Origin of the sequence: Lapillicoccus sp., assembly GCF_039935575.1 — a bacterium.
Classification (GTDB): domain Bacteria; phylum Actinomycetota; class Actinomycetes; order Actinomycetales; family Dermatophilaceae; genus Lapillicoccus.
Map to the genome: position 1 here is coordinate 57,998 of NZ_JBDTKA010000018.1, position 15,079 is coordinate 73,076.

Annotated in this window: 12 protein-coding genes; 10 read left to right on the top strand and 2 right to left on the bottom strand. The window is 70.6% G+C overall.

What is annotated here, in order from left to right; genetic code table 11:
* Positions 1–83 precede the first annotated feature (83 nt).
* Together ABI385_RS02350 and ABI385_RS02355 are read right to left on the bottom strand one after the other, a co-directional pair.
* Positions 84–935, bottom strand: coding sequence for an ABC transporter permease (locus ABI385_RS02350; protein ID WP_348102121.1), 852 nt, complete (start codon positions 933–935; stop codon positions 84–86).
* Positions 932–3,844 (bottom strand): CocE/NonD family hydrolase, encoded by a 2,913-nt coding sequence (locus tag ABI385_RS02355; RefSeq protein WP_348102122.1) that lies wholly within the window; start codon positions 3,842–3,844, stop codon positions 932–934. The genes ABI385_RS02350 and ABI385_RS02355 overlap by 4 nt, the downstream gene beginning before the upstream one ends.
* 100 nt (positions 3,845–3,944) lie before the next feature.
* On the opposite strand from ABI385_RS02355, the gene rsmI reads away from it, so the two are divergent.
* The 10 genes from rsmI to ABI385_RS02405 form a co-directional block, all read left to right on the top strand.
* Positions 3,945–4,802, top strand: a complete 858-nt coding sequence (rsmI, locus tag ABI385_RS02360) for a 16S rRNA (cytidine(1402)-2'-O)-methyltransferase (protein WP_348102123.1) — start codon at positions 3,945–3,947, stop codon at positions 4,800–4,802.
* Between the two features lie 205 nt (positions 4,803–5,007).
* Positions 5,008–5,217: a hypothetical protein gene (locus ABI385_RS02365; protein ID WP_348102124.1), complete on the top strand. Its 210-nt coding sequence runs from the start codon at positions 5,008–5,010 to the stop codon at positions 5,215–5,217.
* A 33-nt stretch (positions 5,218–5,250) separates the two neighbouring features.
* Positions 5,251–5,769 carry a PH domain-containing protein gene (locus ABI385_RS02370; protein ID WP_348102125.1) on the top strand — a complete coding sequence of 173 codons (519 nt, stop codon included), beginning with the start codon at positions 5,251–5,253 and terminating at the stop codon, positions 5,767–5,769.
* Complete coding sequence (locus ABI385_RS02375; RefSeq protein WP_348102126.1) at positions 5,766–7,355, top strand: PH domain-containing protein; 1,590 nt, start codon at positions 5,766–5,768, stop codon at positions 7,353–7,355. The genes ABI385_RS02370 and ABI385_RS02375 overlap by 4 nt, the downstream gene beginning before the upstream one ends.
* Before the next feature lie 31 nt (positions 7,356–7,386).
* Positions 7,387–9,267 (top strand): methionine--tRNA ligase, encoded by a 1,881-nt coding sequence (metG, locus tag ABI385_RS02380; protein ID WP_348102127.1) that lies wholly within the window; start codon positions 7,387–7,389, stop codon positions 9,265–9,267.
* Positions 9,268–9,280: 13 nt separating this feature from the next.
* Complete coding sequence (locus tag ABI385_RS02385; protein ID WP_407068215.1) at positions 9,281–10,147, top strand: TatD family hydrolase; 867 nt, start codon at positions 9,281–9,283, stop codon at positions 10,145–10,147.
* A 291-nt stretch (positions 10,148–10,438) separates the two neighbouring features.
* Positions 10,439–11,632: a ubiquitin-like domain-containing protein gene (locus tag ABI385_RS02390; RefSeq protein ID WP_348102129.1), complete on the top strand. Its 1,194-nt coding sequence runs from the start codon at positions 10,439–10,441 to the stop codon at positions 11,630–11,632.
* Between the two features lie 18 nt (positions 11,633–11,650).
* On the top strand, positions 11,651–12,526 hold the full coding sequence (gene rsmA, locus ABI385_RS02395) for a 16S rRNA (adenine(1518)-N(6)/adenine(1519)-N(6))-dimethyltransferase RsmA (RefSeq protein ID WP_348102130.1): 876 nt from the start codon (positions 11,651–11,653) through the stop codon (positions 12,524–12,526).
* 67 nt (positions 12,527–12,593) lie between these two features.
* A complete protein-coding gene (locus ABI385_RS02400; protein ID WP_348102131.1) occupies positions 12,594–13,529 on the top strand; it encodes a 4-(cytidine 5'-diphospho)-2-C-methyl-D-erythritol kinase in 936 nt (311 codons plus the stop codon).
* The coding region (locus ABI385_RS02405; RefSeq protein ID WP_348102132.1) for an ABC-F family ATP-binding cassette domain-containing protein at positions 13,529–15,079 on the top strand (1,551 nt) is incomplete at its 3' end. The genes ABI385_RS02400 and ABI385_RS02405, both read left to right, overlap by 1 nt.

Genomic DNA, 15,079 nt, shown 5'->3' on the forward strand with positions numbered 1-15,079 from the left:
TCGGCTCCTCCGGCCCCAGAGAACCGGCGAGAACGTGAGTTCGGTCGGAGAAGGTGTGAGTTCTGTGCGCTGGCGGCCGGACCTCAGCTGAGGATGTCCTTGCGGCGGAACGTCCGGAACGCCAGCCCGACGAACAGCACGGTGTAGAACACCGACCACAGCGCGCCGTGCCGCATCGAGGTCCAGTCGATCTGCGGCGCAAGGGAGTCGAACCAGGCTCGGCTGTAGTACATCGGCAGGCCGTTGCGCCACCCGCCGAGCGTCTCGATCTGGCCGAGGATCGACGACACGATGGTCACCATGACCGCGCCGCCGACCGCGGCGAGGGGGGCGTCGGTCCGCACGCCGAGCCAGAACGCGATCCCGCCGACCTGCAGCAGGGAGACGACAAGATAACCCATCGTCACCGCATAGCGGGGCAGGAAGTCGGACCACTCGAGGATGCCTCCGGCCGGGTTCGTGAACGGCGCCCACCCGTATGCCAGTCCGCCGACGAGCAGCGACCACAGCATCAGCAGGGCTACGGCCACCGCCATCGTCGCGAGTGCCACCACGAGCTTGCTCGTGAGGAGCCGAGCCCGTGGCACCGGGGCGACCAGCAGGTAGCGCAGCGTCGACCACGACGCCTCCGACGGGACGGCGTCGCCGACGAACAGGGCGGCCAGCACCACGAGCAGGAACGATGCGGAGGCCTGCACCGCGAAGATCGCGAAGTTTGCGGCGCCGGTCGTGGCGAAACCGGCGAACGTGCCTCCCGACGGACCGCCGCCTCCGATCGCGAAGGCTGCCACCAGGATCAGCGGCAGCGCGAGCAGCAGCACGAACGACCAGAGGGTGCGTCGACGGCGCAGCTGACGCCCGAGCTCGGCCCGCCAGGACAGCGGTCGGGAGCTCGGGGCCGCGGTCGTCGTTGCGGTATGCCTGCCCGTGCTCATCGCGCCCTCACCTGTCGGAGCCGGTCGCCGAGGGACCGTGACCCTTCGTCCGAGTCGCTGCCGCCACTCCCGTTCGAGCTCTGCGCGGCGGCGATCACGCCGAGGAACACGTCCTCGAGGTGCCGGCGGCTGCTCACCCCGACGATGTCGACCCCGGTCTCGGCCGCGAGCCGGACGAGCTCGGCGCGGGGCAGCTCAGCCGTCACGATGACGCGTGGCTCGCTGGGGTCGTCCTCGACCTCGACGGACGTGATGCCCGTGACCGCACGCAGCATCTGGGCCGAAGCCTCGGCGTCGCCGCCGGCCCCCAGCTGGATCACCGTGGTGTCGGCGCTGTCGACCAGCTCGGCGACCGTGCCGCTCGTGACGACCCGACCGGCGTGCATGACGACCACGTCGGAACACGTCATCTCGACCTCGGCCAGCAGGTGGCTGGAGACCACGACGGTGCGGCCGGTCTCGGCGTACCGGTGCAGGATCGGTCGCATCGCAGCGATCTGCGGTGGGTCGAGGCCGTTGGTCGGCTCGTCGAGGACCAGCACGTCCGGCAGGCCGAGCATCGCCTGGGCGATGCCGAGACGCTGACGCATACCGTGGCTGTAGGAGCGGACCGGCCGCTCGACGGAGCCGCCGAGAGCCGCCACCTCGAGCACCTGCTCGTATGCCGCGTCGGACTCAGGGCGGCCGGTCGCGGCCCAGTAGGCGTGCAGGTTCTGCATCCCGGTCAGGTGGGGCAGGAAGCCCGGTCCCTCGATGAGCGCACCGACGTTGGCGAGCACCGGCGCTCCGGCGTGGATCGGCTGGCCGAGGACGTGGACAGTGCCGGAGTCGGGCCGGATCAGGCCCATCACCATCCGCAACGTCGTGGTCTTGCCGGCGCCGTTGGGGCCGAGCAGTCCGACGACGTGGCCACGTTCGGCGCGCCACGAGACGTCGTCGACGGCGCGGTGCCCGTCCTGGTAGGTCTTGACCAGGTTCGTCACGACGAGCGGGACGTCCGCGAGATCGGGGCGGGCGGGGCTGGCCCGGCGTCGTCGACGGGCAGACCAGGCGAGCGCGCCGAGACCAACCAGCGCGACCGCGATGGCGATCGCGACCCCGATGGACTCGGGGTCGAGGTCCGAGGCCGCCGACAGCGTCGTACCGGCGACAACCGGCACGGTGAGGCCGCCGCCCTCGAGGGTGATCTGGTCGGCGCGGGCGACGCGCGGCCCGGCGTACGCCGAGTCCGTGGACGTCACGAGAAGTCGCACCACCGCCCCGGACTCGAAGGTCCAGGTCGCCGCGGGGAGGGCGGCGTCGATGGTGGTCGGGCTGCCTGGCGTCGTCGCCACCGTCAGCGGGGCGACGAGGCGACGGGGGAGCGTCGCCGTGCCTCCACTGACCTGCCAGAGGCTGAGATAGAGCGTTACGGACGGAGCGGTCGAGGTCACGGTGAGGCGCACGCGGGGGGCGCCGACGACCTGGGTACGCGCGTCGAGCGGCGGGGAGTCGAAGGCCGCGGACTGCCCCGGCAGCGCGGCGAGCTGGTAGGCGGCGGGTAGGGCGGCGAGGGCGCCTGCGCCGGGGACAGCGGTGATCGACGAGGGTTCGCCGCCGGGAGGCGTCAGCACCGGACGAGCCGGTCCGGCGTTCAGCGGCAACAGTGTGGAGGTGGCGGAGCCGACGTAGCGGGTGGACTGCAGTAGTGGCGCGACGGTCTGCCGCCGCGGGATCGGTGCCGCGTAGACAAAGGCCGGCACGGGCAGGGCGTCTCCCACGGCCGGCCGCGGGCCGCTGAGGTAGTGGGCCAGCCAGGTCCGGGCGGAGTCCTCGTCGGCGGTCGCCGTGCTGCTCGTCCCGTCATGCCCGCCATCCATCCACCGCACCGCGACCGGCGTGCCCTGGGCGCTGAGCGCGCGCGACGTCGCGTCGGCCTGGTCCAGTCCGAACAAGGTGTCGGCCATCCCCTGGATGAGGTATGTCGGCTGGGTCAGGTTCTGCAGCAACGGTTTCGGGCTGTGCGAGCGCAGCAAACCGATCAGGTCCTGGCTGGGTTGCCCCGACTCCGCGGTGGCGAGGAAGAGCCGACAGACGGTCGGGTCGAACCGGCCGCAGACCGGTGAGGTCTGCGGCGTGGCTCCCGTCGGTACTGTCGTCGCGGTGGCTGACGGCGAGGCCGTCGAGCCCGTCGACCCGGACGTCGAGGCGGCCTGGCCCCGGGCGTTGTTGACGGACCCGAAGAACGTCGACGCCCACAGCTGTTTGAACGGACCGGGTGCGCTCGTCGGGGCGACGTCGGCGGGTGACGCGGGCGGGGCGCCCGTTGACGCGTTCTGGGGAAAGAACGCCTCGGCAAGGTCGTTCCAGGTGATCGAGGCGACGACGGTGTCGACCCGCTTGTCGGTCGCCCCGAGCATCAGGGCGAGCGCGCCGCCGTAGGACCCGCCGACCACGCCGAGCCTCGGGTCGCCCGTGCCGTCGAGCAGCACGTCGGGCCGGGAGGCCAGCCCGTCGACGAGCTTCCGCGCGTCGGCCACCTCGAAGTCCGGGTCGTCGAGGTGGATGCGCCCTCCGGACGCACCGAACCCGCGGGCTGACCACGTGACGACGACATAGCCATGCGCCGCGAGGTCACGGGCGCGGGTGGTCAGGTCGGCCTTGCTGCCCCCGAACCCGTGCGCGAGTAGCAACGCCGGGTGACGTCCCGCAGTCCCAGGGGTGAACGTGCTTGTGTCCAACGTGACGGGAGTGCCGTCCGGCTCCGCGCGTACCGGAACCGTCGCGGCCTGTTCGGTCACCGCCCCGGTCGGCCCCACAGAGGGTGCCTCGTCGGCATGCGCGACCTGTCCAAGGGTGAGTGTCAGCAGCAGGGCCAGCACCATCGCGAGGACGATGCCGCCGCGGCGGCGCGCGGCCCTCGGAGTCATGGACGACCCTAACCCGGGTGGACGCGTGGCCTGGCGGCTCCACCTGCGACAACGCGGCCCGCCCCGGCTGTCTGCCGCCATCGGCTGAGAGGATGACGGCATGCCGGGTCTCTCGATGTCATCCCCGCCCGGCCCCGGTGTCCTCGTCCTTGCTGCGACCCCGATTGGTGACGTCCGCGACGCAGCACCGCGGCTCGCGCTGGAGCTGGCCGAGGCGGATGTCGTTGCAGCCGAGGACACCCGGCGGCTGCGTCGGCTGCTCGCCGAGCTCGAGGTCAGCCCCCGCGGTCGCGTGGTGAGCTACCACGAGCACAACGAGGCCGCGCGGACTCCGGACCTCGTGGAACGGCTGGCCGCTGGAGAGCGGGTGGTTGTCGTGACCGACGCCGGTATGCCGTCGGTCTCCGACCCGGGGTACCGGCTGGTCGCCGCCGCCGTCGACGCGGGCATCCGCGTCACCTGCGTCCCCGGCCCGAGCGCGGTGCTCATGGCGCTCGCGGTCTCGGGGCTGCCCGTCGACCGGTTCTGCTTCGAAGGTTTTCTGCCGCGCAAGCCCGGCGAGCGGGCCAGAGCCCTGGCTCGGCTGCGGGACGAACGCCGCACGATGGTCTTCTTCGAGGCGCCGCACCGACTGGCCACCACGCTGGAGGCGATGGCCGACGCCTACGGACCGGAGCGTCGCGCGGCCGTCTGCCGCGAGCTGACCAAGACCTACGAGGAAGTGCGGCGAGGGGAGTTGGCCGAGCTTGCGAGCTGGGCGGTCGAAGGGGTGCGGGGCGAGGTCACCGTGGTGGTCGACGGTGCGCCCGCGGTGGCGGCCCGGGTCGAGGATGTGCTCCCCGACATCCAGGCCCGGGTTGCGGCCGGTGAGCGACTCAAGGCAGTCTGCGCCGACCTGGCCGCGAGTACCGGCCTGTCGTCGAAGGCGCTCTACGACGCGGCCCTGCGTTCGCGCTGACGGTTCCCGGACTCTGCGTGGATCATCGACGGATGGGATATCTCGACGTGGCGGGACTCCGCACCTGGCACGAGGTCACGGGTTCCGGACCACCTCTCGTGCTGCTGCGCGGTGCATTCGGCGGAGCGGGCTCGTTCCACCTCCAGACCCCTTCACGTCGGACTGGCCGGAGCACCTCCCGGTCGTGTTCGCCAAGACGGTCCATATGATCCGCACCGAGCCCGAGATGGATCTCGAGGACCTGCGGGTGGTGCAGGTGCCGACCCTCGTCCTCCAGGGCGACCGCGACGAGGTGACCGTGGAGCACTCGCTCGCGGTGGTGGAAGCGCTGCCTGGACTTCGTCGGGTCGGTCGACGGGAACGAGACTCCCGGACAGGACGTCTGTCATGGAGACGGTGTGACATCGGGGCCTGACCCGATGGCAGTGGGCGGCGCTACCGTCCAGAGGTGGTCTCAGAAGGGGACCCGACAGGGGGCGTTGTGGAGCTGCGAGAGCCGGCGAACCTGGTGAGCCCGCGGGCCCGCCTCATGTGGCTGCTCGAGGGCGTGGTCCAGATGGTGGTTCTACTCGCGGGGCAGGTGGTCTGGTGGCTCATCGACCAGGACGGGCCACGAACCCCTCACGTGGTCGTCGCCGCGGTCTGGTTCGTCCTCGCGGCGGCATACCTGGTCGTGATGCCGCAGTGGCGTTACCGGGTGCACCGCTGGGAGAACACCGAGACGGCGGTCTACACCCAGACCGGCTGGCTCAGCCAGGAGCGCCGCATCGCGCCGGTCAGCCGGATCCAGACCGTCGACCTCGCGCGCGGACCGGTCGCCCAGCTGCTCGGACTGGCCAGCGTCACGGTCACCACCGCATCCGCAGCCGGTCCGCTCAAGATCCACGGGCTGGACCTGGCCGTCGCGCGCCACCTCGTCAATGACCTGACCGAGCGGACCATCGCCGAGCCCGGGGACGCCACGTGAGCGGGCCGACGCCCATGCCGCAGCCGGCCGCCCAGGCGCTGGCCGACTTCGAGACCCAGGGCTGGCGTCGCCTCGACCCCCGGATGCTGGCGGTCCACCTCGTGCAGGAGCCCATCCGCTTCCTGCCGGTCCTGCTCGGGATCTTCATCCTCGGCAGCGCCAACGACCACCAGAACTCGTGGTGGGAGTACGCCGCGCTGCCGGCGATTCTCGCGTTCGCGGTGCTGCGCTACCTGACGACCAGCTACCGGATCTCGGGAGGCCAGATCGAGCTGCGCAAGGGGCTGTTGACCAAACAGGTCATAGCCACCCCCGCCGACCGGGTCCGCACCGTCGACGTCACCTCGCCCCCGATCCACCGGATCCTCGGCCTGGCCAAGGTCGAGCTGGGGACGGCCGGTGCCGGCAAGGAACGGATCACCTTGGACTCCCTTCGGGTTGACGACGCCCGGCATCTGCGGGAGGAGCTCATCCATCTGCGCAACGTCACCGTGCCGGACGTGCCACCGAGCGGAGAGCCGTACGCGATCGATGCGCCGACCCGGCAGCCGGTCGATGCCGAGGCCACCGAGACCACGCTGCTGAAGCTGGACCCCCGGTGGGTGCGCTACGCCCCGGTGACAATGACCGGGATCGTGTCGGCGCTCGCGCTGTTCGGTTTCCTCAACCAGTTCCTCACGCGCATCCTCGAACGCGGAGTCGTCTCCGACGCCGTCGACAAGATCGACGAGTACTCCTGGTGGCTCGACGGACTCGTGCTTTTCTTGGTGCTCGTCGCCCTCGTGACCGCGTTGGCGATGATCGGCTACGTCCTGCAGTTCTGGAGGTTCACGCTCACCCGGCACAGCGGGGGGACGCTGCACGTCACTCGGGGGCTGCTCACCACCCGCGAGTCGAGCATCGAGGAGAAGCGGATCCGCGGCCTGGAGGTCGGTGAGCCGTTGGGGCTGCGCCTCTTTCGTGGCGGTCGGATGCACGTGGTCACGACCGGGCTCAGCAAGAAGGAGGACCGACGCGGCACGGCCTGGCTGGTGCCGCCAGCGCCCCGAGCCGTGGTCGAGCGGGTCGCGTCGGCGGTGCTCGACGACCAGGAGGCGCTCGACGCACCCCTGACCCAACATGGGCCGGCAGCGTTACGGCGGCGCTGGGTTCGCGCGATCGTCCCCCCCGTCCTGTTTGTCCTGCTGTTCCTCGGCGCCACGCTTCTCTGGCACTGGCCCGTGGTCTTTCTCATCGCCTCGGTTACGCCGCTGCTGGTGGCGCCCTGGCTTGCGCGGGATCGCTATGCCGGGCTCGGACACCACCTCACGCCCACCCACCTCGTCGTCCGGTCGGGCTCGTTCGTACGCCGTCGTGACGTGCTGCAGCGCACCGGGATCATCGGGTGGACCGTCTCATCGTCGTGGTTCCAGCGGCGGGTCGGCCTCACGCACCTGATCGCCACCACCGCCGCCGGGAAGCAGAGCTACACGGCATACGACATCGACGAAGGTCAGGCCGTCGCGCTCGCCCACCAGGTGGATCCGGAGCTGGTCGGCCAGTTCCTCGTCCCTCGCGAACTCCCGTCCGACGGACACGCCGGGTAAAGCGGTTGGCCGGCCGCCATAGGATCCGGGCATGGCCCATGTCCTGTCCGCCGTTGCCTGGCCGTATGCCAACGGCCCGCGTCACATCGGCCACGTGGCCGGGTTCGGCGTGCCCTCCGACGTCTTCAGCAGGTACATGCGGATGACGGGGCACGACGTCCTCATGGTCTCGGGCACCGACGAGCACGGAACGCCGATCCTCGTCTCAGCCGACCAGGAAGGCGTCTCCCCGAGGGTGCTCGCTGACCGCTACAACCTGGTCATCGCCCAGGACCTCACCGATCTCGGGCTGGCTTATGACCTGTTCACCCGCACCACCACGCGCAACCACTACGCCGTCGCCCAGGAGCTGTTCACCGGAGACTGGCGCAACGGTTACATGGTCGAGCAGACCACCAGCGGAGCGATCAGCCCGTCGACGGGGCGCACGCTGCCGGACCGATATATCGAGGGCACGTGTCCGATCTGCGGTTACGGGGAGGCGCGTGGTGACCAGTGCGACAACTGTGGCAACCAGCTCGACGCGACGGACCTGATCAGCCCCCGCTCCAAGATCAACGGTGAGACACCGGTGTTCGTGGAGACGCAGCACTTCTTCCTGGACCTGCCCGCGCTGGCCGACTCGATGCGCGAGTGGCTCGACGAGCGCGAGGCGTCAGGCACCTGGCGGCCCAACGTCATCAAGTTCGCGCGCAACCTCCTCGACGACGTCCGTCCTCGGGCGATGACCCGTGACCTCGACTGGGGCATACCGGTCCCGCTCGACGGGTGGCGTGACCAACCCACCAAACGGTTCTACGTCTGGTTCGACGCGGTTGTCGGATACCTCTCGGCATCGATCGAGTGGGCGAGGCGCACCGGCGACCCCGAGCGGTGGCGCGAGTGGTGGGACGCGACGCTCCCAGACGCACCGCGCTCCTACTACTTCCAGGGCAAGGACAACATCACCTTCCACGCGCAGGTCTGGCCGGCCGAGCTCCTCGCGTATGCCGGCAAGGGCGACAGGGGTGGCGAGCCAGGCGTCTACGGCGAGCTGGCCCTGCCGACCGAGGTCGTGGCATCGGAGTTCATGACCATGGAAGGGAAGCAGTTCTCCACCTCGCGCGGACACGTGATCCTCGTGCGTGACGTCCTCGAGCGCTACGGCCCGGACCCGTTGCGCTACTACATCAGCGCGGCCGGTCCGGAGAACCAGGACGCCGACTTCACCTGGGCAGACTTCGTGCAGCGCAACAACTCCGAGCTGGTCGGCGGCTGGGGCAACCTCGTCCAACGCACCGCGACGATGGCGCACCGCTCGTTCGGCGAGGTCCCCCCGCTCGGCGCCCTCGCGCCCGTCGACGAGCAGCTGCTGGCCACAGTGCGTGGTGCGTTTACCACCGTGGGCGAGCTGCTCGAACGTCATCGCCAGAAGAACGCGCTCGCCGAGGTGATGCGCGTCGTCAGCGAGGCCAACCGCTACATCGCCGAGACGACCCCGTTCAAGCTCAAGGCCGACGACGAGCGCGACCGGCTCGGGACCATCCTGCACGTCCTGCTCCAGGCGGTCGGCGACATCAACCTGCTCATCTCCCCCTTCCTGCCGCACGGTTCGAACCGGGTGCACCGGGTTCTCGGCGGCGAGGGTGACCTCGTCCCGATGCCGCGCCTGGAGAGGGTGGACGACCTCGACGGCGGACCCGCGTACCCGGTCATCACGGGCAACTACACCGCGACGCCGCGGTGGGTGTCGCGTCCGCTGGTCGTCGGGACGCCGATCGGGGTGCCGTCCGGGGCGTTCACGAAGTTCGACCCATCGGTCGTCGAGGACGAGCTGGCCCGTATGCGTGACCAGGCCGGTTCTGACGCAACGAAACCCGAGTCTACGCCGGCGGCAGACCCCTCCTCCGAGCTGGAGGACGGGGAGTCCTGACGTGAGCGGGCCGGTGTCGCAGAACAGGTCGACGAGAGCTGCGGGTGCGCGCGAACGGCCGCCCGCGCCCGACCCGCTGCCCATCGCGGTGGTGGACAACCACGTCCATCTCGACATCGCGCGTGATGGCGAGATCGCGCCGTCGACGAGCGACGCGATCGCGGACGCAGCGGCGGTCGGCGTCACCCGGCTGGTCCAGGTGGGTTGTGACCTCCCGGGCGCCCGTTTCACCGTAGATGCCATCGACCGACATGCGGCGCTGCTCGGCGGCATCGCGTTGCACCCCAACGAGATTCCCAAACTGAAAGCAACGGGGGACCTGGCAGGAGCACTCGCGGAGATCGAGACGCTGACCGCCCACCCGCGGGTTCGGGCCGTGGGGGAGACGGGGCTGGACTACTTCCGGACCGGTCCTGACGGCATACCGGCGCAACAGGAGGCGTTCCGGTGGCACATCGACCTGGCCAAGCGGGCGGGCAAGGCCCTGCAGATCCACGACCGGGACGCCCACGACGACGTGCTACAGATCCTCGACGAGGAGGGCGCCCCGGACCGCACGGTGCTGCACTGCTTCTCCGGCGACGTCAACATGGTCCGGGCAGCGGTGGAGCGGGGGTTGATGTTGTCGTTTGCGGGGACGGTGACGTTCAAGAGCGCCGGGGGGTTGCGCAACGCGCTGGCGGTGACGCCGTTGGAGCACCTGCTCGTCGAGACTGATGCGCCCTACCTGGCACCGACGCCGCACCGCGGCGCCACGAACGCGTCGTACCTCGTGCCACTCACGGTGCGGGCGATGGCGGGCGTGCTCAACATCGATGTCCCGGCTCTCTGCCGGGCGATTAGTGCGAACTCCGAGCGGATCTACGGCAGTTGGTCCTGACCCGGCCCCAACTCCAGTTGCGTCCGACGTTTCGGTCGCCAGGGCGACCATTCGGTCGGACGCAACCGGGGTGAGCGCGACGCATACGCCTCATCTGTCACACCGGGCGCACGCACCACAGCACTGTTACCGAAATTTGACCTCTTCGCGACTGTTCCGCGACAGTGGTCGCCGTTGGCCGGGGCGCGTCCCAGGTCGGCCGTGAGCAGGGGCGTGGGCACCAACGGTGTCCGGCGCCTTTCATGAGCACGGCCGGCACACGCTCCACCGGATGGAAACCAGGTTTGGAGCATGGTGATCTCTCGTCCTCTTCGGTGGGCCGCCCAGGGTGGCGCTGTCGTCCTCGTCGCTGTCGGAGCCCTCGCCGCCGCGAGCTATGACAAGGCCGTAAACCTCTCGCTCGACGGCAGCACGCAGTCGGTGCACGTCTTCGGCAGCACGGTCGGTGACGTGCTGGCCAAGGAGAACGTCGCCGTCGGAGCCCATGACCTGGTGTCACCCGCAGCCGACCAGGGGCTGAGCGACGGCGACACGGTCGTCGTCCGATACGGCCGCAAGCTGACCGTCACGGTCGACGGCACCACGACCGACTACTACACGACCGCGACCACGGTCGACGCCGCGCTCGCCGAGCTCGGGATCCGCGCCGACCAGGCGAAGCTGTCCGTCTCGCGCACCGAGCCACTCGGGCGAGCCGGCCTGGCGATGTCCATCACCATGCCGAGGGCCGTCACTATGGCCGTGGACGGCGGCACCACATCCTTGTCCACGCTCGGCGCCACCGTGGCAGACGCGCTGCAGCAGGCCGAGGTCAAGGTCGGGCAGCTCGACCGGGTCATCCCCGCCCCCGAGACCGCCCTCGCCGCCGGCATGACGATCACGGTCAACCGGGTCGAGCAGAAGACCGCCACCGAGACCCAGCCCGTCGGTTTCCAGGTGGTCGACAAGGACGACGCCACCCTGGCCAAGGGCACGACCAGGACGACCACGAAGGGCGTCGCGGGTCAGACGACGCTGACCTACACGGAGACATGGGTCGACGGCAAGCTCGAGTCACGCACCCAGGCCGGCGCGCAGGTCAGCACCGCCCCCGTCGACCAGGTCGTGGCCGTCGGCACCAAGGTGGCCACGCCCGTGAAGGCTCCGGCCGCTCCGGCTGTACCGGCTGTACCGGCAGGTCCGGCTGCCCCCGCCCCAGCTACCCCGCCGCCGGCCGGCACCACGTCGGGCGCGGGCCTGAACCTCGCGAACGCGGCGATGTGGGACCGGATCGCACGGTGCGAGTCTGGAGGCAACTGGCACATCAACACGGGCAACGGCTACTACGGTGGCCTGCAGTTCGCGGCGTCCACCTGGTCCTCCACCGGTGGGGGCGACTTCGCCTCACGCGCCGACCTCGCCTCCCGCGAGCAGCAGATCACCGTCGCCAACCGCCTCTACGCCAAGGCTGGTCTCGGACCCTGGGGCTGCGCGCACGCTGCCTGACCTGCTCACAACCCGAGAATGAGCGATCCTCCCGAGCTGCTCAGCCCGACGCGCGTCCGTCAGCTCGCCACGCGGCTCGGCGTCCGGCCGACCAAACAGTGGGGCCAGAACTTCGTAGTCGACGGCAACACGGTGCGGAGGATCGTCCGCGTTGCGGGGGTCGGCCCCGAAGACGTCGTCGTCGAGGTCGGTCCCGGTCTTGGGTCGCTGACCCTGGCGTTGCTGCCGCAGGTCGCCCACGTGACAGCCGTCGAGATCGATCTCATTCTGGCCCAAGCGCTTCCGTTGACAGTCGAGACGCTGCAGCCTGAGTTCGCCGACCGGCTCACCGTCGTCGCCGCTGATGCGCTGACGCTGACGCTTCTTCCCGACCCGCAGCCGACTGCACTCGTCGCCAACCTGCCCTACAACATCTCGGTGCCCCTGGTGCTGTCGTTCCTCGAGCTGCTGCCGACGCTGCGACGCGTCCTCGTCATGGTCCAGCTCGAGGTCGCCGAGCGACTTGCTGCGCCACCCGGCTCCCGCACCTATGGGGTCCCGAGCCTCAAGTCCGCCTGGTACGCCGACGTGCGGCTGGCGGGCACGGTGTCGCGTTCGGTGTTCTGGCCGGTGCCTAACGTTGACTCCGGGCTGGTCGAGCTGGTCCGCCGCGACCCGCCCGACACCACCGCGACCCGCCGCGAGGTGTTCGCGTGCATCGACGCGGCGTTCCTGCAGCGCCGCAAGACCTTGCGGGCGGCCCTGGCCGGGTGGGCCGGTGGTGCCCCGGCCGCCGAGGACATCCTGCGGTCTGCCGGGGTCGACCCTCGGGCTCGAGGTGAGCAGCTCGACATCGGCGCGTTCGCCGCCATCGCCGCCGCCAGGGGATCCCGTCAAGCAGCTCGAGATGGGTGACAGCGGTCGGGAACGCTGCCGATATCACCCATCTCGTGCGGATTCGAAGCCCCGTTAGGGTGAGGCGGTGAGCTCAGCTGCGACGGCGCGACGGTCGGCGACCGTGCGCGCGCCGGCGAAGGTCAACCTCGAGCTCAAGGTGGGTCCGCGCCGTCCCGACGGTTTCCACGACCTGGCGACGGTCTACATGGCCCTCGGCCTGCACGACGAGGTCACCGTCATCCCGGCGGACGAATGGTCCGTCAGCGTCACCGGCCCCTACGCGGCCCGGGTCCCCACGGACGAGTCCAACCTCGCCCTACGGGCCGCGCGCCTGCTCGCGACCGTCACCTCCGTGGACGAACCGGTCGCCGTCCACATCCACAAGGAGATCCCGGTCGCGGGCGGGATGGCCGGTGGCTCCGCGGACGCCGCCGCTGCCTTGCTCGCCTGTGACCACCTGTGGTCGGTCGGGATGTCCCGCGACGAGCTGCTCGAGATCGCCGCCGAGCTCGGCAGCGACGTGCCGTTCCTGCTCGCCGGGGGCATCGCCGTCGGCTCGGGCCGCGGGGAGAAGCTCGCACCCGTCCTGGCCCGCGGCAGCTACCACTGGGTCCTCGCCGTCAGCGACGGCGGTCTGTCCACCCCCGAGGTGTACGCCGAGTGCGACCGGTTGCGCAGTGGCCAGGAGACCCCCACGCCGGAACCGTCCCCCGAGATGCTCGCGGCGTTGAGGTCCGGAGACGCGGATGCCCTGGGTGCCGCGCTCAGCAACGACCTGTCCGACGCGGCGCTCTCGTTGAAGCCGGAGCTCGGCGAGGTCCTGGCGTCGGGCCTCGAGTTCGGCGCCAAGGGCGGCATCGTCTCGGGCTCGGGCCCGACCGTCGCCTTCCTCACCGACTCCTCTGAGGCCGCCCTGGACCTATGCGTCTCGCTGACCGCCACCGGGGTTGCCCGCGAGGTCAAGCGGGCCAAGGGCCCGGTCCACGGCGCGCAGGTCGTGGCGGGGCCGTCGCGCACCTGATGGCGAACCTGCTCTCTCTCGAACGAGCCACGCTCGTCTTCGGCACCACCCACGTCCTGGACGACCTCTCCACCGGCGTGCTGTCCGGCCAGCGGATCGGCGTCGTCGGTCGCAACGGAGGCGGCAAGTCGACCCTGTTGCGGGTGCTGGCCGGTCAGCAGCCGCTCGACTCCGGCCGCCTGGCTCGCTCCGGTTCGCTGAGCGCCGGGCTGCTCGGTCAGACCGACACCCTCGACCCGACGCATACGGTGCGTACCGCCGTGGTCGGCGACCTCCCCGAGCACGTATGGGCGGGTGATTCGCGCATCCGCGACGTGCTGTCCGGGCTGCTCGGCGGGGTCGACGCGGCCGCGGTCGGCGGGCTGGAGGCCCTCGTCGGGCCGCTGTCCGGCGGCGAGCGCCGTCGCCTGGGGTTGGCCAGGCTGCTCGTGTCGGACCCGGACGTCCTCATGCTCGACGAGCCCACCAACCACCTCGACGTCGAGGGTGTCGCCTGGTTGGCGGACCACCTGGTCACGCGTCGGACGCGAGCGAACACGGCGCTGCTCGCGATCACCCACGACCGGTGGTTCCTCGACGCGGTCGCGACGACGACGTGGGAGGTCGTGGGGGGCACCGTGAACGCGTTCGACGGCGGCTACGCGGCATACGTGCTGGCTCGGGCCGAACGCGAGCGCCGCGGCGGGGTCGAAGCCGGCCGACGCGACAACCTGCTGCGCAAGGAGCTCGCCTGGCTGCGCCGCGGACCGCCGGCGCGTACCAGCAAGCCGCGGTTCCGGATCGACGCGGCCAACGCCCTCATCGAGGACGAGCCACCAGCCCGGGACGAGGTTTCGCTGGTCCGGTTCGCCACGACCCGGCTCGGCAAGGACGTCGTCGACCTCGTCGACGCGACCGTCGTCCTGGGCGAGCGGCGGTTGCTCGATGAGGTGACCTGGCGCCTCGCGCCGGGGGAGCGCGTCGGGATCGTCGGGGTCAACGGCGCCGGGAAGTCCACCCTGCTGGGCGCGATAGCCGGTGAGATCCCGCTGGACTCAGGCCGCCGACGCGAGGGCAAGACGGTCTCGCTGGCCTTCCTGACCCAGGAGGTGCGCGAGCTCGAGTCGTTCGCGTCGTTGCGCGTCATCGAGGCGATCGAGGACGTCAAGTCCTTCACGATGCTCGGGGACAAGGAGGTCAGTGCGTCCCAGCTGGCTACCCGCCTCGGCTTCGCGGGCCCTCGTCAGCAGACGCGGGTCGGCGACCTGTCGGGAGGTGAGCGGCGGCGGCTGCAGATGCTGCGGCTGCTCATGTCCGAACCCAACGTGCTCATCCTCGACGAGCCGACCAACGACCTCGACATCGAGACGCTCACCTCACTGGAGGACGTGCTCGACGGGTGGCCCGGCACGCTCATCGTCGTCTCGCACGACCGCTATCTGCTCGAACGGGTCTGCGATCACGAGATCGCCCTGCTCGGTGACGGCAAGATCCGCGATCTGCCGGGTGGGGTCGAGGAGTACCTCCGCCTGCGGCACGACGCCGACCGGGCCAGGGACCAGGCGGCGTCC

Coding starts and splice junctions, on each gene's coding strand:
- ABI385_RS02350 (WP_348102121.1), bottom strand. CDS start 935: ATGAGCACGGGCAGGCATACCGCAACGACGACCGCGGCCCCGAGCTCC.
- ABI385_RS02355 (WP_348102122.1), bottom strand. CDS start 3,844: ATGACTCCGAGGGCCGCGCGCCGCCGCGGCGGCATCGTCCTCGCGATG.
- rsmI (WP_348102123.1), top strand. CDS start 3,945: ATGCCGGGTCTCTCGATGTCATCCCCGCCCGGCCCCGGTGTCCTCGTC.
- ABI385_RS02365 (WP_348102124.1), top strand. CDS start 5,008: ATGATCCGCACCGAGCCCGAGATGGATCTCGAGGACCTGCGGGTGGTG.
- metG (WP_348102127.1), top strand. CDS start 7,387: ATGGCCCATGTCCTGTCCGCCGTTGCCTGGCCGTATGCCAACGGCCCG.
- ABI385_RS02390 (WP_348102129.1), top strand. CDS start 10,439: ATGGTGATCTCTCGTCCTCTTCGGTGGGCCGCCCAGGGTGGCGCTGTC.
- rsmA (WP_348102130.1), top strand. CDS start 11,651: ATGAGCGATCCTCCCGAGCTGCTCAGCCCGACGCGCGTCCGTCAGCTC.